The organism is Vicinamibacterales bacterium, from assembly GCA_041659285.1.
Classification (GTDB): domain Bacteria; phylum Acidobacteriota; class Vicinamibacteria; order Vicinamibacterales; family UBA2999; genus 12-FULL-67-14b.
The window spans coordinates 51,294-72,947 of the sequence record JBAZYO010000017.1; the positions used below are offsets into that span (position 1 = coordinate 51,294).

Below are 21,654 nucleotides of genomic sequence, written 5' to 3' on the forward strand. Positions count from 1 at the left end.
CAGACCAGCCTGTAAAGCAATCAAATTAGGTTCTAGATTGACTTTGCTGTGGATTAGAATACTAATTTAAAAATAGGCTTCACAGCAAATGAAGAATTCACTTAGACTGTCTCACAAGATTTTACTGCTAGTACTTGTTCCCGTTGCAGTTGAGCTTATCTACCTCGGTATGCTTATGGTGCTAGTTGATCAGCTCGAAGTAGAGTTTGCCAAAGAGGTTCGTGGGCGCAAGTTAGTCAATGTAGTAAACGATATTCACACATGCATCGGAAAAGGTTCGGATGCCTTCATCCGTTATATGCAGAGCCGCGATCCTGACGAAATCACAGCCTATGAAAATTACCTTTATCAGGGCGGCTTGAATCTCGCTTCTCTTGAGCGGATGCTAGATGCTGGTAACACTAAACAGCAGGCGAGAGTCGCTAAAATCAAGGTTCTTATCGGTAAAGCTAAAGTCGCGAGTACGGATCTTCTTCACGCTATACAAGGTGGAAACTCTCATCGCTTGTTTCTTGGAGTGCTAGGAAAAAAGGCCGCCGACGATGTTCTGCGCGAACTCAATAATATTAACCGCGATGAGCAAGAAGAGTTAAATCATCGAAGGGATGCAATTGAGTTACGACGGCAGCACTTGAAGACGGCGTTGGTTTCAGGAGCTGCTCTCAACATTATTGTTGCTGCATTGGCTGCAATTTGGATAGCCGGCAGTCTAACCCGGCGTATAAAAAGATTGGTGGAAAATTCACGCCGAATTGGAGCCAATGTGCAGTTGCCCGAGAAGCTCTCGGGCAACGATGAGCTTGCTGAGCTTGATTCGGCCCTTCGTAGAATGGCTAGAGAACTTGCAGAAACCATGCGCAAGCAACGTGCGATGGTTGAGCATGCTACCGAGGTTATTTGCTCAATTGATGAGTCTTGCCGCTTCACTGAAGTCAGTGAAGCCATTGAATCGATATGGAGCTACAGCCCCAGCGATCTGATAGGACGCAGACTTGTTTCGATTATTAGAGCCGATGATCAGGACCGGACGCTATTGGCAATGAATGAGGCGATGCAAGGAAGTCTTATCACTTTCGAAAACCAGGTTGTCAAACCAAATAAAACTGTTGCCGATATGTCTTGGTCAGTTCGCTGGGTTTCCGAAGAGCGAGCTTTCTTTGCGGTCGCTCACGATATCTCTGAGCGCAAAGAGCTAGAGCGATTGAAGCAAGAGTTTGTCTCGATCGTCAGTCACGACTTGCGGTCACCATTATCGTCTCTTTCTCTCAAGCTAGATTTGCTAGCCTCCGGTGTGCGCGGTACGCTGCCAGAAGCGGCACTCGCAGAAGTTGCTAAGGCTCAGGCAAACATTCAACAGCTCATAAGTTTGACCGGAGATCTCCTAGACCTGGAACGTCTTGAAACCGGAAAGTGGCATATGCATTTTCGTAAGAGATCATTGCTCGGCGTTTTGTCAGACGCAGTTCAGTCAATACAAGGCATTTGTGATCTGCGGAACATTGAGGTTTTGCTTCCGGAGCAAGATGTATTGATTGTCGTAGACGGAAACAGGCTTGTACAGGTTGTTATCAACATTCTTTCAAATTCACTTAAATATGCACCGGAAGGTCAGCCTATTGAGATCGACTTTATCCAAGAGGGCGATTTCATCAAGGTTATCATCGCTGATAAAGGTCCAGGAATTCCAGTTGAAGATCAAGCCGCTATCTTTGAAAGGTTCAAGCAGGCCAGTCAGTATACTTCAAAGACACCAGGGTTTGGTCTTGGTTTATCTATATGCAGCCAGATCATTCATGCTCATGGGGGAACAATGGGCATTGAAAGCGAGCCTGGGCATGGCTGTGTTTTCTGGTTTAGAATACCGAAGGATCAGTGAAGTTAGAAATCTTTGCTCAGTCCTTGAATAATTTTTGATTCAGCCATCTCACCCTTTCTATCGCCCGTCATTTTATAAACAGCTGTCAACTGCTGATGAATCCTGATATCATCCGGCCAAATCTTTAGTGCATCTCTTAGATCACTAGTAGCGCGCGCATAATCTTTTAAGGCGACGTATGCACCTGCGCGAGAACGTAGTATGCGACCCCTGTTGGATGAATTGAGAGCCAAAGCCGCAGAGCAGTCCGCAATCACTTCTGGCCATTTGTTCAAATGTTCTCTAGCTGTGATTCGGTCCATTAAGGCGGCATTGTTTATTTTCGTTAGTTGGATAGCTTTGGTCATGTCTGCTTCGGCTTGATTCCAGCGTCCGAGCACGCTATACAATCGCCCGCGAGCGCTCCAAATATCAGCGTCGTTTGAATCTAACTTAAGCGCCTTGTTCAGGCTCTGCAGACCTTCCTCTGTGCGTCCCATTCGCCCTAGTGATTTACCTTGAACAAACCACGCTCTGCTATTCTTCTGATCCAACGAAATAGCTTTCTTGGCTGTCTCTATCGCTAATTCATCCTCCTGAAGATGACTAAGGAGCTCGCCCTTCTTGGTGTAGAACATTGAATTGTTTGGGTCAAGCTTAATTGCCAGGTCAAAGTCGCGAAGTGCTAGATGATGCTTACTGTTGATCAGTGCCTCATTGCAGGCTTGTTTAAAAATTGACTTTGCTTCGTCGCTACTGTGAGCAAAGCATGAAAGATTCAACTGGCTTGCGCAGCAAATTCCAATAACGGGAATCAATTGTAAGAAACTTTTTTTCAGCTGGCGCAACATAGACATCCTGTAAATAGTTTATAGCTATGGATAATCAGTATAACCATTCTCTTCGCCACCGCAAAAGGTCTTCCTTTGGGACGGGCGCTGCCATATGATTGACTGTGGCAAAGCGGCAGACCGTTTATCTGTTGAGCGATAGCAAAATCGGTGCTTCTGGTTGGGTCTAAGCTGTTATCGGACGCTCATCACTTGTCACGAACTCACACAATTCTACTGCCTTGCTGGCTCCAGAAACGGAAAGGCTTGGCAACTCTTCGAATTTGCAGGACAATCAAAAGATGTTTTGGAGATGAGCAACCATTACCACTTCAGTTCGATTTACCCCAGAAATAGAAGATCACTTAAGAATCCTCGTTAAGATAATGGGGCTCGCCCTGTTCTATTTATCCATGTGATTGACAACCGGTGATGCTAGATATTTTGGGCAATTCAAGTGTCTCGCTCGTACTCCGCGGGTCTGCCTGACTCCGGAAGGTCGGCAACTGAAGAGACTTTTCTTTGCCTGTAGATATAGAACAAATATGTGAGCGATGCTTGGAAGTAAAATCGGCAGCCACTGTAGGCAAGTTTGTGCGAACTGCTCGCTCAAGCGTAGCGCAGTTTTCGGATTGTTGGAGTAGAGCAAACCTTACTAGCGGTAGTTGCTGCCTCAGCATGTGGTCTCCTTCGGCCGCAATCGCGCTGCACAGCTCCAAAACGCTCTTTCCCATTGAAAGTCGCTTACCCAGTGCATCACGACATGTCGCCCTTTTCGCGTAACCTGAACAGCCATACGCAAAAGATATTTTTGGATTGATTCAAACGACCAGCTCTGCCGCTTGCCTGGTAGGTTCTCTCCCCACTGGAACATCGTGTTGTAAGCAAGTGCATGAAATATGATTCTGGCTTGATTGGCGGAAAACTCGCTGCAGCTTAACTTGTCACCTTCAAGCGCTTTGTATTCTTTATTTCGAAGTTCCATTCCGCCCGTGCAGAATAAAGATCTTCAATCAAATATTGCGACTGAAACCGGCTAGTGACAGGTAAATTAGTAACTGTAGCGGATTACGATCATAGGGTTAAGGAACTGCAAACATAAATTTGGGATCGCAATCATCGGTCGGCTCGGGCTTAAATTATTTGCGATTATCGGTGGTGCTCTGTGCAAATTATTTGCGAATGGAGAAAGTGCCACCAGGCTCAGGAAACCACTTGTCTACCAAGCCTTCGTTTTCCTTACTCTGTCGTGGTCACCAGCGCTGGTGTCAGTTAAATTGCGCTAGTTGTCACTTGATTTGCGTTGGTGTCATTTAATTTGGGTTCGGTGTCAATCAATTTGAGTTTGGCACCACTCCTGGTGACAGTTAATTCGAGCCAGAAACAGTGGATGATGTCGCGCCGAACTATTTATGATGTCACGCCGCTATATCTACGGATGACGCGAGGTTTTTAGTCTAGACAAACAGCTAGTCGAAATAACTCCAGATAAAACTTGCAAACATGGTGCTTGTTTTTGCGTTCCAGCTTTCGTTTCGAATAGTGGCAAACACGGTATTAATGTTCGCATTTGTTCGACAAGACAATTCCATTAAAGCAGATGAGCGCATGTTTGATGTTGCATAGACATTTAAAAGCTCATAGTTGGAGCCTGTTGGCACCAAGATTGCTAGAACACCAGACTCCTCTTCGAGTTGAAGATATGACTTGAAAGGTCCATTGAACTCAAAAGGACCCACTTCAATATTCGTCTGACATTCCATCATATCGAGTCACCCTTATGCAGTACTATTTATTTAAATGACACCAGCAGAGTTTCTTCTGGTGTAGCGCTTGGAAGCGTTGTTGAGTCTCGTTGCTCAAACCATGATTCAATTGCGCGAAGATGGGTCTTCAATGAACTTGGTTCCAGAGAATAGTGGACAGCGATGACAATAGAGCAAGCTGCCGCGCTTTCTTGCTCATCTGGAATATTTAATTCTGTACGAAGATTTTTGGAATATCCAAAATCAATCACTTCGAACTCATTTCCAATTTGCTTGAGAAGAAGGAAAATACCTTGTTTGGCTTCAATCTCCCCAGGATTGGAGAAAGGTCCCAAGAACTCAATATTGGCGATTTTGAATAACATCAGATGTTCCTTTCCTCTGGTTCATGCGCAGGCTTAGAATCGCGCATCTCGGTTAAGGTGAAGTAAACGCTCCACAACCTCCACAGCTCCGAAATCCAGATGTTGGATTAGTCTTAACTTGCCCTTAGGCTGAATAATGCCAAAATGGCAGGAAAGAGAGGTGGTTTGGTGCATTATTTGGTGACATTTAGCGGCGCGGAAGAGACCGGGAAAGTGTTATCGCTTGCAGTTCATTTGGCAGCCGCTAACCAGGCGCGCATAACTATCTTAAAGGTGATTGCTGACCCGCATTCTGTGGGAATCGTCGCAGAACTTATAGCTACAGAAGAACCTTTCGTGATAGCTACTGAAGAGCTGCATCAAGCTGTTGAAAAATTTGTAACTGACGATATTGCTATTACTTCGGTTGTATGGAAAGCACCTGAGGTTGGAAAAGGCATCGTCACTGCCACCGCTGAACTTGGTGCCGATGTAGTGTTTGTTGGCACGCGGGATGTCTCCAAGCAATCAGGTTGGTTCATGGAAAATGATCCTATTGCACATTACATTGTTAACCATTGCCCAGCAAACATCATGCTGGTTCGAGATTAGCAGAAGCACCAAAAGCAAGCTTGCATTGCAAGTAATATTTGGGTGAGCGGGTTGTCGGCCCTCCGAACTTACACACCCGGCGCTCAAGCTAGTGCGACAAAAGAAACAGATTTTGACGACCCAGCCATAGCGCGAAACCCAAAACACTTTAGGTATTGTGTAGGCGAAGCAAACATTTGGCTGCCGGATGAGCAAGAAAATATGACACAGGGACCATACGTGCGCATGATCGTGCATGAGGTGAGTGCAAAACTTGATAAGCTTCTGAGCCGCTCAATGAATGTCTTCGAATGGGACAAAAAGCCAATCTACAGAGTTTGCGCAGAACACAAAAACGATCTTTGTTTCAGCCTTCCTCTTGCAGAAAGACAGGACGCGTGTTGCCTTATCTGTAGCAAGCGGGCCGAGTGGGTTTACTGATTATTGACATACTACCGTTACTGGCGGCTGAATTAACGAAAATTGCGAGCCGTCCAAACCACTTCTAGTCTGTTACCGGTCGCGAATTCTGGGCATGATAACAGCAGGTATCCAGGAAGCCTAGATATACTCAAGCCTCGGGCATAGCGTCCGGGGCTTCTCTTTGTGCACTGATGACCCTAGAAGACAAAACCTTAGAATGTCGAGATTGCTCCCAGCCCTTCGTCTTTACGGTTGGAGAACAGGAGTTTTTTGCCAAAAAACTCCTGTTTAACTTGCCTACACGCTGCCCAAATTGCCGCATATCACTAAGAGCAAAGAGAACAGGAAAAAGCCCAGATGCCAGCACAGAAGTCTCTTGCCATGATTGCGGAACAGTGACCAGGGTACCCTTCAAGCCCACTGGTACAAAACCCGTTTACTGCCTAAACTGCTTGCACAGGGCCCAGAAAACCTAAATGGAAACAGAAGTAAAAATCAATTTTGCCACCATCTATCTTGCATTTGAAATCAAGTTGAGTTGTTTGCATGAAGAAGAGCAAGGCCAGTCAAAAAGCTAGCAACTGGAACTAACAACAAGCCCCAACGTAAGCCATCAGTGTGATGGGCTGCAGTTGCTGCATCGCTAACCATGCCCACCATGAGCGGACCCAGAGTAGGACCAACAAAACTTGAACCAATCTGAACAAGACTTGACGCTAAAGCTTGCTTACCAGGTCCAGCTACCAAATGAGCGGAGCCAAATGCCCATGGAAGTAGAAACGCGAACGAGAACATACCAGGAACAAACAGAATTACCGTTAACCAATTGTTCTGAACAAGAAGCGCAACCAAGGTCGTAAACGATGCGATGAAAAAAACTATAGAAGGTGCAAAGAGAAGTTGCCCTCTGCCGCTTCGTACACAGCGATCGAAACCCCACCCACCAAGTAGTATTCTCAAAATTCCCATAAGACCTTGCAGCAGTCCAAATGCAGCACCAGCTTCGGTGGTAGTGAAACCATGTACTCTAATTAGAAATGAGATGGCAAAGGCATAGAAGGGCGCCGAAGTGAGACCAACTAGAATTGCTGAAAAGAACAACCACCTGAAGCCTAGAGATACTACCAGGGTAATCCCTTCCTTGAAATAAGTGGGCGCCCCCACATGCTTCGGCATGGCAAAGGCTACCAGCTACCTTCAGAAGGCGTCGATACGAGAATTGTACAAGCCTACATGAGGCACGAAAACATCCAGCATACTCTTCTGTACACCAGCTCATTCCAAAGCGGTTCAAGGGCTTCAGACGGATGCTATCCACGCGGCCAAAAGGTCATAGCTTTGACCGAGAAAAATCACGCAGTCTTCTGCGTGCCACCAAACATCTCCGTCAGGCGCTCTACTATATTAGGCCATATCTTTGTTCTTTCTCTTTCAGGCTGTATCTCATTGGCTTCCTCTGGCTTCATGACCGGCACAAGGGTCACTATCGGTGTTGCTTTAGACTCCTGTTCTGCCTGAGACCTCGTTTCTTCTGAAGGGGAAGCAACGTTCTGTTTCAACTCGACGATCTCTCTTCTTAGCTCAGACAGTGTTTTTTCGACATTCTCTCTTACCTGTTTCTCAGCAGCTACTTCAGCTCTTAAGTCAACAATATGTTGTGTCAACTCAACTGACCAGCAGGGACTTGGAAGATTACCTACTCTCATGAAGTCGGACTCAGTAATTATGTCTCTAAGCAGCTTAGACATCGAAATGTCTTTTGTCACTCGGCTGCGCAGTGCGTGGTACATCTCCTGCGGAACATTCGTACTAATCTGTTTCCAGGTTTGGGCATTTTTGAAGTATTCTTTTGCCATCTGCTCGTTACCTCTTGGAAAGATTAATAAGAGCCTACAGGTGCTTCGTCGGGTTGGTCAATCGTATATAAACTTCGGCGCATTAATATATACTCAGAAGCTGTAGTCTACAGCTTCCGGGTGCAGTGACGCGCTACATTATCTTAGATCGGGCCTACAAGCCCAATTGTTTTAGCCCGTCTATTACGCACCATTGACAAATCCAAACCTGATTTTCTCCTGTGAGTGATGGAATACTGAAGACACCACAGCGAGTGCTTTTACATGTGGTTCTTTTGCATCGAAAGCAAGAGCGCTGTCTTGACCTAGTTACTCTTGTTTGGCACCAGTCGCAATTAACTGCCTCAGCCTTCTTGCTTTTTACTTCGTCGGCCACTGATTCTCCTTTCGGTCATGACTGCGCAACTAATAAACTTGGATCAAAATCTCTGACCCTGCAATGACCAATCTTAAAGCTGGTCAATAATTTCAAAGCTCTTTCAGACACTATTAGGGGAAAACCATCCTCGATATATGTCATGCCGAAATCATCTATACCAGCCCTACCTGTAAATTTAAACCAAAGGTATTCTGGTATGCTCTCGCCCGGATGTTCTTCTTCCCAGAGCCAGAACTGGTCATATTTGATCATATCTAGAGCGTCAAACTCTATCCCTGTCATACAGGCTGCTTTAATTGCTTCCGCCAGGCTGCAAGTACCAGCATAACCTTGATTTATAGCTTCAATCAGATCGTCTTCTGGCCACAATTCCAGCTCAAACTGGAGCTTGTGAAACACTATCGGGCGTGCTGACCAGTCTTCGCAAACCGTTTTATCTCCGGTGGTTCCAGCGGTCTGGGGGCTGAATTGAAAGAACTTCATGGTAAATACTGCCTCTTATTCACTTCATCTATCTTGTTCGCAAAATCAATAATGTCTGACCTGGAGACGTTCTTCTTATCGAGAAAGTCTTTCCAAAGGTCTTTAATTGGTGCGTGTGCCTTTGTGTCTCTGGGGATTCCAACCAGGTTACTAGCATCATGAATTTCTCTATGACTAAACAATTGAGGATGCCTTTCTAAGACATCTTGCGGAATTCTGTGGTGCACCTCAAAAGGCTTAGAATAGTTTCTATACTCTGGGTGGGCTGTCAGATACGTCTCCCTGTAGACCTTCTCCATGTAGATCATTTGACCGTTAGTCATTCGCTCAAGTGCTCTGGGGTCATCTTTTACTAGCTTCTTTATTTGCTTTTCAGGCAAACCTGTAAGTTCTGCCGCTCTTTTGCTTCCGCCCTCTATTGCTGCTTTCTTGCCTTTCTCAAAGTAAGGCGACATCCTGCTGATGTTTTCATCAGCGGCTTGCTCGGCTGTTTTTGATACATCACGCCACTTCAGCCTATCCCCGGTGTTGGTGACTAATTCAGGTTCGCACTGTTCAATTATTTCACCTATGAACCGCTGGTATTTGTCACGCTCCCGCCCTCCAAATGTCGAGGCTGTCTTGCCCAAGTCCTGCAAGGCACCCACAACATCCATGCTCTTAGCCAGCCTGTTAACGGCACCAGCTGCCGCTATTGGTCCCAGGTTGTCCATGGCCAGTCTTGTTGTTAGCCTCGTCTTTTCTTCTGGGCTCATTGACTGCCATTTCTGGTTCATCTGATGCCCGAGCTCTGATATGTCTCTAAATGCCTTGGTATGATCGCCCTCATAAGAAGCGGCTCCTACGCTGCCAAGATAGTTATCGGCAGCGTCGAAGACACGAATACCACCGACCAGGAGCTTGCCAAATGAATGCCCTGCGGCTTCAGCTGTGTCACTCGCTCGCGGATTGTTCTCCACTAAGTCTCTACTAAACTGCGCCGCCTCACAAATAGACTTGCCGAGACTATCGGCTCCCTGGGCCATGCCGACAACGCTCTCACCGACCCCAGTTATGCAACCTACAGCTATCCGATATTGCTGATGGTCAATCTCTTGTTTGTATGCCTGGATTCCAGCAGCAAAGACTAATGCTTGATGATATAGAGGCAAAGCCGCCACTCTCTCAAAGAGCACCTGAGTAGTTATTTCTGGCTTCTTGTAGCCTTCTAAATACCCTATGCCAGTGGCAAAGAGGCTCGCTTCTTTCTGCTCTAGTCCCAAGTTGTACAACGGGCGGTCGTCTAGCTCTTGGTCAGACTTGGGTGCTGTGGCATTAGTTGCGTCAGTCGCTGTGTCCTTCTGCTGATTGTCGTATGCCATGACATCATTAGGGCTATAACTGCGCTGCCCTATGGTAATTTGCTTGCCGGGTTGCACCTGACCGCCAGGCTGCACCTCTGCTTGTCTGAACAGCCCCCTTAGTTCGGCTGTCTGATCTTTTGATAATTGGACAAGCATGTTCTTTTGTTCGCCTGGGTCCATACCGTCGGCATGTTTCCTGAGCGCTAGTATTGGCTCGTATACAGGGTTTTCTTTTGCTTGCCTGGTTAGCTTTTCAACTGTCTTTGACTGCTGTTCTAAGTTTTCTCTCGCGAGTAATGCCTGTTTCGCTACTTCCGGCATTACTCTTGCTGCTACTAATTTCTCTTGACCGGACGGCTGTCGGTCGAATAGCTCTATACTTTTGTCCTGTCCTGCCATCAGGGCGCCGGCATAAATTGTGGTTCTATTTCTTGGTGTGGCTGACCCGTCGCTCGCGTCTGGGTTGGCTTTCTTGATGGCTTCTAGCTCGCTAGCACTCGCGTTTCTCACTTGTTGCGTGTCCGCAGTATCGAGCGCTGGTCTCAACAGTTCCCCGCTCGCCGGGTAGTCGCCCTTGTCTTTGATTTTATCATCTGACATTAGCGGCGTCTCCGTGCCCTTCTCTTGGGCTATTATTCCCCTGGTCGTTAGATAACTATCCCCGCTCCCGCCATACTAGCTCTACCTGGTCGTCGTACACCATAACAACAACTATGTCGTTTTCTACCAAGCACTCTATTTCTAGCTGAAACTCACTTTCTGCCGCCTCTATCACCGTGCCCTGCGTGCCGGTCGGCAATTCAATGATATTGCCTTCAAAGTCCTTTGCTCTGGTCTCGGAGAGTACTTTGACCACATCTCCTATCTCAAATACTTCAGCTGGTTCCGTCACTGTGCTTCCCTCTTGTCTTTGGCTGCCGCAACTTTCTGGTTTTGGCTCCCGTTATTTCTTTATTAGCCTGCCAGGGTCTGCCATGTTTGATCTGGTGCAGCGTCAGGTACTTTGCCGCCATCACGAAGAAATCACTCGATTCTGTTGCTGTCACAATTTTCCAAAGCTCAGGATCAGCTTTTTCGCTGTGCTCGCCCTCTGTGCCCAATCGCCTGAGTACTTCAGCCTTCTTGTCACTATCAAGCTTTCGCCAGAAGCTAACCACGCCCTTGCCATCGGCTATGTCTATCATGGCTTGTTGGCTCAGGTACTGGCTTAACGCTTTGTTTATTACTGTTCCTCTCCATGACGGCTCTACACGTGAGAGGTATAGGTCGTTTTCTGGCTCCGGTTGAAACCGGCATTCAGTCACAACTTTCATGCCTGATAACGCCTCCCGCTTTTTCTATTGACTGATAAGGTCATCGCTACTGTTTGTGTTTCTAGTGCTCAATCATGCTCCTGGTATCTCGCCGAGAAGTCCTTTCAAGCCTAGTTCGGCCTCGTCCATACCAATGAGCTGGTCGATGGTGGCATCGGCAATGCTGTCGGCCAGAGATAGTACGGCAGTCGTTATTCTCTTCAAATACTCACTCTGCTCTTGAAGTCGCGCTATTTCTGTTTGCTGCTTCTTTGTTAGTTTCTCTTTCTGCCAGCGACTGAGTTGTTCTATGTAAATCTCGACAAAGTCTAACGTTTCAAGGTGCGCCATTATGACTCGATCAATAGTCTCTTCGTCAAATAGATAGGGTCTGTCTTGACCTTCAACTAAAAGATCATGCTGCCGCTTTACGTCTTGGGCATTGCCATCAATGAGCTGAGCGATTAGAGGCAAGCGAATGATTTCATGCCATTGAATTTCAGGGAGAGGTCCAAGTTTTTCTTTACGCAGCGCCGAAAGATATTCAACTCGGCTGCCAGTAAACTCAGGTTCTGACGAGCTTTCTGACTCTCCTGGATTTAAATCGAGCCGGTCATCAGTTAAGTCGAGATAGTCTTCGTCGTCTTGGCAGACCCAGTTCACTAACATCCCAGGAACAGTAGGTGCCTTTTTGAACTTGGCTAGGAACCGCTCATATTGCTCATCTGTGGTCTCTGAATCTAATATCCTGTCCAAATTGTCTTTGAGTCCAGCAAGGTTTTCTTTGCCTATGTCGGCGCGAAAAGTTGTAATCATGCCAGTAGGACTCATAGAAAGGAAAAAGTAGTCTTTGCTTTCGACCATGGTCTCAAGAACAGTCTTGACCAATTCACTACTGGGATTGAGCAGCACGTTATAGGTCTTGAAGCCATAAAACTCGAAGCCAAAATAGATGACCTCAAACTCATCTGAGCCTAAGAGCTGGTGTCCAAGCCTAAATCCGCGAGTAAGAACATGCTCTGGAATGATCTCGTCAAGGCGTAATGCGAGGAAACCTGTCTCTTTGCCCTCTACTTCCACTAGGCCGAGCCCGAAACAAGGGCTGTCGGCATCTACGAAATCAGACATGAACTGCCCGTTGACCGTCAATACTGGAAGTGACTGACCAGACTTGATCATTTTGAACGTTCCCTGAATGAATATATCACCGAAATATTTTCGCATGATGACCAACAAGGAGCAGTGCTGCTTAAATCAGATAATACTTATTTGTGATCGAAGGAATGTCACAGAGCTTTCAAACGCACGGCGGACATTTTGCAAATCGCGTAGAAACGAAGTTGCCAATTAGCCTTTAACCACGGATCATGTCGCTTTGTGCTTAATCCGTTCAATTGGCGATAACAGGCAAGAACTATCTGCTGGCTCTGAAGATTCTTACTGAATTTTCGCAAAGCAAAAGAGGCAATGCACTGAGTTACAGCTTCTTTGACTCCAACACTTATGTGACCACTTGCATGACGGCCATTGTTGGAAAAGTTTCTCTGCTTTGTGTCTTCAATCAGCCGATTAGTTTCTTCTACTACAGCTTTTATTTGAATCAAATCCCCTTCATAGAGGCCTCCAATGGCTTTTGCCAGTTTCAAAATAGTAGGAGCTAACGTTTTAAAGGAGGCTAAAAATAATCCACTATTGCCGGTCCAGCTAGCATGATGGTTCTCATGCTTCTTAAAAGATCTGAAGATTCCTTTGTAAAAGAGCAAATACTCTTTGAAAAACTCTTTATCGACACCCGCCAATGGAATCTCCGCTGCGCGGCCAGCCTTGATGATTTTCGCGTCTGATACAACATTATTCCTAAAGTGTCCGCTGGCTGCGTTGGGGGCATATGGTGGATATTGTTTAGCTAATGCAGCCAGACGACTGAGGAATTCGACATAGCGGTTCCGAACATACTTTTGTTCAGCAGTTAAAGGCATTATTTTCTCCGACTTTCTTGTATGTAACTTCCAAGGTTTTGGTTCCTGTTTGACTACCGAACACCTGGTTAAGTCAAGGTGTTTGAGCTGGTGCTGAAGGAATTGCCTTAATTTGAACAGTCTGTTTGGACCATTCTTTCTTGCTTGACGCCAGAATTTCTTCGTAGCGATTAAAGTAGGAATCTAGAAGCTGTGTAGATGAGCTTATATCGCTCCTGTAAAAATTGAATCGACGTTGTAGGTCAACCAGATCGTAGTAGGTTTCTCGTTCGTGCTGCCAAAGTTCACGAGATTTTAGTATCTCAAAGTAGGCACTGAGAGCCATTACGGATGAAGAAACGAATATGACAAGAAAACTGCAGATAGGATCTTTCCATATAGTGGCAGCACCAGCCAGGATTGTGACAGCGGCAGAGAGTATAGCGATTAATAACTGTTGTCGCCGGAAGGTCATTTTATGCCTATCAGAATGCGTTTCGAAATCATTGATTTTTTTGTGAGATCTTCCTCAAATGTGGAAATTTTTAAATCAACAGCTGTCACTAAATTATGCCCTTTCATCATAGATTCGGTGACAGTTAATCTGTCACCGAATCTATCAACTACTAATTTCCGCTTAAGGTCACGCTAAGTCTCACTGAACCATCTATTTTTTGCCTGATACTTCGTCTTCAAGCACTTTGACCCGCTGGATTAATCAATAATGGTGGTTGTTCTCTGGCAATCGTGAGCGGTGATATTTGGATCATTTCATTGCGTTTTCGATGACGTTCTTTTCCGCGAACTAACACCCGTCAAAACTAGTTAACTGGAACTTGCACTGATAGCCTCTGCAGCATCGCCTCGGCATCTAGTCTGCCGTTTCCATACCGCGAATCCCAAGAGTTGCCTGGGGAAGTCTGTCTAGCTGTTTGAACGACTAAGTCTCGAACATCTTTATTGCTTAATTTTAGTCCTTGCGAATGAGCCTCAGCATAGACTATTGCTATCGCACCAGCAACTGCTGGTGCAGCCATACTGGTACCACTTTTTTTGACTGATCCGTTCAGGCTTCTTGATGCAGCTGCCCACACTTCATGCCCTGGTGCACTTATTTCTGGCTTTTCTCGACCATCACGCGTGGGACCCGCAGATGAGAAATAGGATAGCGGCTTTGTTGTTCTGTGCCCATCATATGAACCAACAACAATTGTTTTTCGACCTGTTGATATTGAACCCAGTGTAAATCCTTTGTCTAATGGTGCTACAAAGCTGGATTGTCCGTTGTCATCACGTTCAACCCACGCATGAAAAAAACCATTGGAAACAGTTACACCATGGAGTCTTAAAGTCCATAGACCAGTTGGTAGTCCCTGTTCCATGAAGATGTCAACCAAGTTATCGCCATTGTTGGGATCGTGTTTTCTATGGCTGAAAAAAAGAGCAACTTTTCCAGCATCGTCTTTTAAAAGACCATTCTCTCCTAATTTTGTTTTTGCCACCGAACTGTTATCCGGTCCTATTAACTCAGCTTCAAATTCGTCTTGACCTGAATACCAAACTTCAATTTCATTTTCGGTTGGGTCTAAGGCACCGACCTGCCAGGTTATATCTGTGTAGCCGCCACTAGAAACTCGTCCTTGTGCATGAATATTATCTGCATATGCATTAGAAGCTGCAATCACAATTGCTCTATTCTTGAATGATAGGAGACTGTCTAAACCTTGCTCTGCAAGCCGACTTCCGTCATGTGGTCCACCATTTGTTCCAAGGCTAAAATTAATAACACATGGTTTGTCGCCAGCTTTGTCAAATATAAATTTTGCAGCCTCAAGTAGTTGTACAGAGTCACCAAATGAAGTATCAACAACATCTGGTCCAGACCAAGCGATATCATCTGTAGCAATCTGAACAAAAATAATTTCCGCTCCTGGTGCAACACCTGGAACGCCAGTTCCTATACCATTGCCAGCAGCGATATCCATAACGTGTGTGCCGTGAGAGTTAGGTCCGGGCTCATAGGCTAACGCCGAATAGGGATTTTGACTTTGTAGTGCTAGATTGATTTGCTCTCGGCTATACACACATCCATAGCCAAAAGGCGATTCGTGATTGGACGGGCCTGTTTGATCCCAAATGGCCATAATTCTACTAGTTCCATCAGCTAGTCGAAAATTCTTGTGAACGAAGTCGCAGCCGTAGTCAATGATGCCAACCACTACTCCTGCTCCTGGAGCGCTTCCTTGTATAAGTGGCTCTATTATTGATTGGCTGGCTCTGATCTCCTCTACGGTAGCTGCTAATGTTGGCTTGAGTTTTACTCCAGGCTTGAGGCTTCTAACAAAATGTTTTTCTCGAATTTCAGTAATAAGTTTCACTGGCACCCGGCCAGTAACTATTGACTCCGTTCCGTCATCAGAGTTGCCAATATGTGAGGCTTGGACAATTTCGGTGAGATTCATCCAGGCGTCTAAATCACTTACTCGCGCGACCACTGAAACAAACCCAGCATCGCTAGAAATGGTTTGCGGAGTTTTAATTCCGCGCTGTTCTTTTGAAACCAGTTGCTGAAGCTTAGGGTCCATTTCTTCTATATCTGTAAGTTCAAATTTCATTTCGGCCCTCTATTGCGATCTCTATTAAGTAATTGCTCAAGCATCATGGCTGTCCTACGTCGAGTGCGATTAAATAATTGCTAGCTTTTGTGCCCAGTTTCTTTTCAATCGACTTTCTAACTGTTTTATAGACTTCATTGTTCAGAGTCAGTATTTGAGAACTATAAGCAAGCTTTACACTGGCACCTAAGTCCGTTGATAGCATTGTTGTTGGTATTGATAAACTAGACGAGAAGAAGAAGGCACCTACTTTCATTGAAACAATTCCATCAATGTCTTGATCAACTGAGCTTATTTGAAAGGTGCCACCATAAAGGCTTTTTGACTCACTTTCTAGTAATTTAGTAGCTGTAGCATCAGGCGAATTTTTTAAATATGAAAAAGCCAGATTGAGAGACAATCTCTCCTCGCTATTCAAATGCTCAGACATGATTTCGTAGACAGCGGCTGATAATGACTTGGTATTGTTATTCAGTTGATAATCCATGATATTCCACTGATTGCCTGCCCAACCCAGAGGTAAGAGTACGGAGGTGTACTGCGTAAACCATACTAGTGAGTTTTCTCTTCTGTTTACCTGAGCGTCTACAGCCTTTTGTGCAAACAAAGTAGAATTTAAAACGTCAGTTCTTCTCTCATCACTTACATTGTTTGAGAAAAACTGCACTATGCCAGAGTTGATGTATCCAGTTTTATTCATTGATTGCCCATTCTCACGAACTATCATTTTTTAAATGGGCAGCAGGTATTACTGCTGCCCATTTAATTAACTAGCCCTAAATTTGAATTGGTAGGTCTTGCACGTATTGTTGAGCGGCAACTCCAAGCTTCATTAGAACCTGCGCTCTAACGAAATTATATAGCTGGTCATTCAGCATCAGATTTTGAGATGAATGATTGAAACTCGCAGAAGCACTGCTCCATGAGAAGAACAGAACTTTTGTCACATTGGATTGACTTGAGAAATTAAATGCACCAACTTTCATTCCTACAACACCAGCGGATTCGTCGCAAACCCCAATCCTGAAATTCCCGTCCTTCAAAGAGTGTGATTCACGCTCAAATAGAGTGAATCCTCCGTCATTTTGAAGATTTTTCAATGCATCAATTACTGTTTTCACCATAGTCATTTCGGTCCCAGTGAATACAGCAGCAAGAATGTCAATTACTACCTTGTCCACTGAGAATTGCTGACCAGCTCCAGCATAATTGGTGAACTGCCAACCGCCCACTGCGTAGCCAATGGCCTGAAGAACCTCTGTATACTTGTTGTAATAAACCTGAGGATTATCAAGTCCCGGATTGACGAATTTTGCGGCACGCTGCGCTAGACACATCGAATTGAGAATATCTTGCTTGTGTTGAAGACTTACATTATTTGTGAACAAAATTAGACTGGCATCATTGGCAAAAGCTTGTTTGCTGTAGTCTGGTCCTGTTGCCAGTCCAGCCGGTGTTGCACCGATCTCTGGAAGTTCAATATTTTTCACAAAATCCAAAGCTTTTTCTTGAGTGATTGTTGTAGGCATTTTCTCTCCTTCGTGCATGTGTTTAAATTGCCCGGGGTTGCCAAAGGTTCGCGTGGGTTACCGGCAGTAGGCGGTGCCTGAATCGACCCTTAAATGATCCTGGAGTATATCCGCACGAAAGCTAATGCATAGTTAAGAGATGCGCTTGAAAAGTTGATTTAATCTATGCGTATTTCGGACAGCTGACAAGCTCTTACAGGACTTAGCCACATCAGCATGAAATGCTCTCGAATTTGGACTAGCGACAATGTTCTGGTGCACTAGCGCTGGAATTCCCCATCAATTAATGAGTGAATTTAGTGCGTTCTGCTTGTCGTCTTTAGTTGGCAAAGCATAGCGCCTGGTTGTTTCCAGCCGCCTGTGCCCTCCAATCTCTGCTACTAACACTAAGTCAGTGCCGTTGCGCACTAGATTAGTCAGGCATGTGTGGCGAAGAATGTGGGCAGATAGATCGATGCCACAAGCAGTGCCTACCTTTCTTACAATTCTATCCAAGCTGGTTGCAGACATGCGGGCTCCTTGTGGATTTAGAAAGAGAGCATCATCTATTTTTGAATTGACAAAGCGTTTGTTTCTCTCAAGTATCCAGTCTCGAACAGCATCGCGAGCGACTTCATTCAGGGGGATTTCACGGTAGCGATCGCCTTTGCCGCTGCGCACAATTATTTGAGCCTTGCGCCCGGCTATTGAAACATCTGCCATATCGAGAGCGGCACATTCACCAATACGGACGCCAGTGTTTATCAGCAGCAGTGGCACCGCCCGGTCAAGTGCCCGGCTTCTAGTTTGGGCCGTGCTGATATAACGTTTCTGCTCTTCTGGTGTCAGCGCCCTGGGTGCTTCCTGTGGTAAATCTTCTCGGTCAATCTTGGCAGGCGTCAGGCCCATGAACTGTAGAAAGTGGTTGATTGCGGTTAGAGATGCATTGACTGAACTCGGTGCAAACTTGCATGAGCGCTTTAAATGTCGCTTGTAATCTCTGAGAGCTACTTGAGCTACTCTTGCTTCGGTCAAGACAAGGTCGAATTTGTTCTCAGAGGCTGCTAGATAGTCCAAGAACTGACTTATACGGCTACGGTAAGCCCTTTTGCTCTGTTCTGATAATGGCGCGCCTTTAAGCCAAATCTGGTAGCTCATAAAATGGTCGGCGATTGTCGCCGTTTTTTGAGTCTTTTTTCTGACCAATTTTGAAGGCTCCCAGATATCAGTACTTTTCTGAGGGCGATAATATCATGAGGTTTGCCGAATATCGGTACTTTTGAAAGAGTAAAGTACTGATATTACACATGTATCAGTACTTTTACTGTGGAGCTTGTGATGTTGTTGGAGTTGGAGCAGCCCCGGGCTCCTGCTTCAACCCCTTTCCGAGAATGCCATCAAGTACTCTCAAGCATCGCCTCGTGTATGGATGATTTGGACCGAGAGCCTTTTGAGCTATGGCACAAGCTTCCAGCGATGTTCTTTTAGCTTCGTCGTGTTTGCCTTCGAGGCTGTAAGTGGTAGCAAGATTGTTCATACTGATGGCAGTATCGGCACTAAAGTGACCGTGGTATTTTTCGATAATTACTATGGCGCGCCTTTGCAGATCCTCGGCTTCAGTTAGCCTATTTGTGCGAGTGTAGAGTGTAGCTAGATTGTCTAGCAAGCTAGCTGTGGCATGGCTTTGTGAACCCTCGGTTTTTTCTAGTGTCGACTTTGCAGCGATGATGAGAGGCTCTGCTTTGGCATAGTCCTTGAGACCCATATAGGCCTCTGCCAGATTACTCTGGCAGTACGCAGTATCTTTGTGGTTGTCACCAACTAGTTTGTGATAGATGTTATATGCTGCCTGGTGCTCGATGATAGCTTTGTCAAATCTCTTTTGTTCTTGATATACAAGACCAAGATTGTCGTGGACGCAAGCTGCGTCTGCTGTTTCTTTACGGGCGGCACCGAGGGCAGCTATTGCCTGTTGATATTTCTGCTCACTTTCGGCATATTTGCCCTGTTTCTTAAGTATTCCCGCTTGAGCATTGAGATCGATAACGATGTCGCCAGAGGGTCTGTAAGAAGCAACAGATATTTCTCTTGCCTGACGTATATACTCGGATGCTTGGCCGTGGCGGCCCATCTCCGTACAGAGGGTAGCGAGCATCTTCAAGCTTTCTCTTCGCTTGGCGATACCTTCTGGTCCGGGAATTTTTCTGGCGCAGGCTTCAGAGAGTTGAATGTAATAGAGCGCTTTATCAGGTTGGTTCTTGTTAAGAGCGGCTTGTCCGGCCTGAAGATAGGCAACCCAGTCTCTTAACGTTGCAACTCTTTGACTATTAGCTGAAGCTGATTTAGTCGCTTGAGCTGTCACCGGCTGGCCTGTAAAAGGCAAGCCTAGAGCCAGTAGCGAGACCATTAGTAGGATGGACAATGATTTCGTATTCATACCTGTGAGCCTGTAGTTAAGAAGTATGGGATGCCTAAATCGTCAGCCTGAAAACATAATCTGACAAACAGTTAGATTGGCTACCTATTTTGATGCTACTAGTGCAGGCTCTTTAATAGAAACCAACCCCATCTTTGAGAGCCAAAGAATTGAGAGTAGGAGCGCTCTTCCTTGATCTGAGTTGAACTTTATGGTCACGTCCGATATTGCACAGGTCTTCTTCTCTTCAATCAATCTAAGTATTTTTTTTAGTTCTTCTAGTGGCAGCAGTACAGGCTTTGCTGTGGCTGCAAATGCGAGAGCCTCAATTGCCGCTAAGGATGCTATCGCAGCTTCAGCTGTACCGTCGAGGCTTAAGAGTGAAGAGGGAGTCAGAGTGTTTGTGGCAAACTCGGCGAACATCACCGCTGTGTCTAATCTCATTGGATAGGCAGTTGTAGCCTGAGTCAAAGGTGCAAACTCAACGTCGGTGCTCTTGCGAATTTTCGCCAATTCACCGAGCAAATATTGATGCTGGGCAACAATCAGATTGCCGCCAAACTTAGCTGATATTGTAGCTTTGGCATTCTTCCCAAGCTCAAGCCGCTTGTTCTTGTCTATTGTCAGGCTTGAATAAGCTTGAGCGCAATCAGAAACACTCGTTGCAATAAACTGACTGGCTAGGCCAACATGGTTTTGATGGTCTAGTAGTGACAGTGAGCTTAGCAAGGCAAAGTCGTCTGTTAGTCCAGGCAGTGGTCCTGTGGTAGGTACAAGAAGTCCGTTTTTACCATGTTCAATAATTTCGCGGTGGAAACCCCAATCGCTTAGCACTACTGGTAGTGCATGAGCCATGGCCTCAAGAATGGATAACCCAAAACTTTCTTGCGTATTGTCGTTTAACTCTGTATAGATGTCTGCTGCTGCCCATGCCGCATTCATAGTCTTGGCTTCTTGACCATTTAAAACATGTACTGCCACTAGAGGAGCAATTTCTTTAGCGGTTTGTAGATACTGATTTTTTACAGCTTCTGATTCAAACCAGCCAGCCAGAGCTAAGTGTGTTTGTGTGCCAGTTTCAGTAGCAGACCTTTGCAATGCTAAAAGCATTGGTAGTGGATTGGCCTTGGTTAGAGGGCTAAATCTACCGGCGCTCAAGACGAGGATGTCTGAATCGTCAATCTTTAGAGTTGCTCTAAGCTCTTTTCCAGACAGCTCGTCATTCTTTTCTGGTATGCGCACGAACGGGTGTATTACCGGCAGCTGTGCCCCGAGTTTAATGTCTCCGGGAATATCAAAGCGTTCTTTAAGGTAGCTGCCATAGGCGGCAAGCTCGCGGATAGCAGCTTTTTTTGTGCTTTCCCATGGGCAGACAAGGGCATCCCACGGCTCAAGCGGTCCTATTACAAGCTCTGCAAGAGCATCTTGAACCAAGTGATGCGGCAGGCTATGAGCTACTCCAATGAGGCTGTAGGCTCTATTGCCTAAATGTCGCCTTTGCCAGGCAAGTTTAGCTATCGCTGGTGATGGGTTGAATAAGGCACCAACGGAGCTGAGCTTGGCATATTCTTGAAGGCGTATCCAGGAGCACTTGGTTTCTTGCCTGGCGTATGGCTTAATCAGCTCGGCAAATTCTTGGAACATAGGTTCTGTTTGAGCAAAGCAGGTGATTGCATTTGGAGCACTGACGTTGACAAAGGCTTGAGCAAACGAGGTAGCGAACTGCTGATTTCCAGTCGGGCCGAATGTACTGGCTGTGTACATGCTGGGGTGGTAGAAAAACGCTATTTCATTGCTTTGCTGGTTCTCTGCTTTGCTCATTGATTCGGCTCCAGAAGTCTTGTGATGAGGTTAGCACGAGGCCTCAGGCTATCAGCTAAGTTCAGTCTAATCTTTAGAATGTCTGACGAGCGCCTGAAAACCTGGATGCAAAGAGATTGGCGGTGTTACAATTCCTCCCTTGAAAGTCTTGCTGCTCTTTGCTTTTGCTTGGAG

At 45.8% G+C, this 21,654-nt stretch carries 18 protein-coding genes; 2 read left to right on the plus strand and 16 right to left on the minus strand.

Annotation, left to right across the window (positions count from 1 at the left end):
- The first annotated feature begins 88 nt into the window (after positions 1-88).
- Positions 89-1,876 (plus strand): ATP-binding protein, encoded by a 1,788-nt coding sequence (locus WC815_21385; GenBank protein ID MFA5911337.1) that lies wholly within the window; start codon positions 89-91, stop codon positions 1,874-1,876.
- A 2-nt stretch (positions 1,877-1,878) separates the two neighbouring features.
- Here the strand turns inward: WC815_21385 and WC815_21390 are convergent, their stop codons facing one another.
- Together WC815_21390 and WC815_21395 are read right to left on the minus strand one after the other, a co-directional pair.
- On the minus strand, positions 1,879-2,706 hold the full coding sequence (locus WC815_21390) for a tetratricopeptide repeat protein (protein MFA5911338.1): 828 nt from the start codon (positions 2,704-2,706) through the stop codon (positions 1,879-1,881).
- Between the two features lie 1,771 nt (positions 2,707-4,477).
- Positions 4,478-4,816, minus strand: coding sequence for a hypothetical protein (locus WC815_21395; protein ID MFA5911339.1), 339 nt, complete (start codon positions 4,814-4,816; stop codon positions 4,478-4,480).
- Positions 4,817-4,960: 144 nt separating this feature from the next.
- Here WC815_21395 and WC815_21400 point away from each other — a divergent pair, with 144 nt between their 5' ends.
- A complete protein-coding gene (locus tag WC815_21400) occupies positions 4,961-5,407 on the plus strand; it encodes a universal stress protein (protein ID MFA5911340.1) in 447 nt (148 codons plus the stop codon).
- Between the two features lie 930 nt (positions 5,408-6,337).
- Here WC815_21400 and WC815_21405 read toward each other — a convergent pair.
- The 14 genes from WC815_21405 to WC815_21470 all read right to left on the minus strand — a co-directional run bounded on the left by WC815_21405 (position 6,338) and on the right by WC815_21470 (position 21,480).
- The gene (locus WC815_21405; protein ID MFA5911341.1) at positions 6,338-6,985 is read right to left on the minus strand and encodes a hypothetical protein; all 648 of its coding nucleotides are present in this window, start codon (positions 6,983-6,985) and stop codon (positions 6,338-6,340) included.
- A 176-nt stretch (positions 6,986-7,161) separates the two neighbouring features.
- Positions 7,162-7,665: a hypothetical protein gene (locus WC815_21410; GenBank protein MFA5911342.1), complete on the minus strand. Its 504-nt coding sequence runs from the start codon at positions 7,663-7,665 to the stop codon at positions 7,162-7,164.
- Between the two features lie 391 nt (positions 7,666-8,056).
- Positions 8,057-8,527, minus strand: coding sequence for a hypothetical protein (locus tag WC815_21415; GenBank protein MFA5911343.1), 471 nt, complete (start codon positions 8,525-8,527; stop codon positions 8,057-8,059).
- Positions 8,524-10,470, minus strand: a complete 1,947-nt coding sequence (locus tag WC815_21420; GenBank protein ID MFA5911344.1) for a hypothetical protein — start codon at positions 10,468-10,470, stop codon at positions 8,524-8,526. The genes WC815_21415 and WC815_21420 overlap by 4 nt, the downstream gene beginning before the upstream one ends.
- A 55-nt stretch (positions 10,471-10,525) precedes the next feature.
- Positions 10,526-10,726, minus strand: coding sequence for a hypothetical protein (locus WC815_21425; protein ID MFA5911345.1), 201 nt, complete (start codon positions 10,724-10,726; stop codon positions 10,526-10,528).
- Positions 10,727-10,745: 19 nt separating this feature from the next.
- Positions 10,746-11,183, minus strand: a complete 438-nt coding sequence (locus WC815_21430) for a hypothetical protein (GenBank protein ID MFA5911346.1) — start codon at positions 11,181-11,183, stop codon at positions 10,746-10,748.
- A gap of 72 nt (positions 11,184-11,255) precedes the next feature.
- A complete protein-coding gene (locus tag WC815_21435) occupies positions 11,256-12,398 on the minus strand; it encodes a hypothetical protein (GenBank protein MFA5911347.1) in 1,143 nt (380 codons plus the stop codon).
- A 50-nt stretch (positions 12,399-12,448) separates the two neighbouring features.
- Positions 12,449-13,141, minus strand: a complete 693-nt coding sequence (locus tag WC815_21440) for a hypothetical protein (GenBank protein ID MFA5911348.1) — start codon at positions 13,139-13,141, stop codon at positions 12,449-12,451.
- An 800-nt stretch (positions 13,142-13,941) separates the two neighbouring features.
- Complete coding sequence (locus tag WC815_21445; GenBank protein MFA5911349.1) at positions 13,942-15,735, minus strand: S8 family peptidase; 1,794 nt, start codon at positions 15,733-15,735, stop codon at positions 13,942-13,944.
- A 43-nt stretch (positions 15,736-15,778) separates the two neighbouring features.
- Entirely contained in the window at positions 15,779-16,435 is a 657-nt protein-coding gene (locus tag WC815_21450; GenBank protein ID MFA5911350.1) for a hypothetical protein, read from the minus strand.
- A 76-nt stretch (positions 16,436-16,511) separates the two neighbouring features.
- Positions 16,512-17,264 (minus strand): hypothetical protein, encoded by a 753-nt coding sequence (locus WC815_21455; GenBank protein MFA5911351.1) that lies wholly within the window; start codon positions 17,262-17,264, stop codon positions 16,512-16,514.
- A 279-nt stretch (positions 17,265-17,543) separates the two neighbouring features.
- Complete coding sequence (locus WC815_21460) at positions 17,544-18,401, minus strand: tyrosine-type recombinase/integrase (protein ID MFA5911352.1); 858 nt, start codon at positions 18,399-18,401, stop codon at positions 17,544-17,546.
- Positions 18,402-18,564: 163 nt separating this feature from the next.
- A complete protein-coding gene (locus WC815_21465; GenBank protein MFA5911353.1) occupies positions 18,565-19,680 on the minus strand; it encodes a tetratricopeptide repeat protein in 1,116 nt (371 codons plus the stop codon).
- Between the two features lie 84 nt (positions 19,681-19,764).
- The gene (locus WC815_21470; protein ID MFA5911354.1) at positions 19,765-21,480 is read right to left on the minus strand and encodes a glycosyltransferase family 4 protein; all 1,716 of its coding nucleotides are present in this window, start codon (positions 21,478-21,480) and stop codon (positions 19,765-19,767) included.
- Between the last annotated feature and the right edge of the window lie 174 nt (positions 21,481-21,654).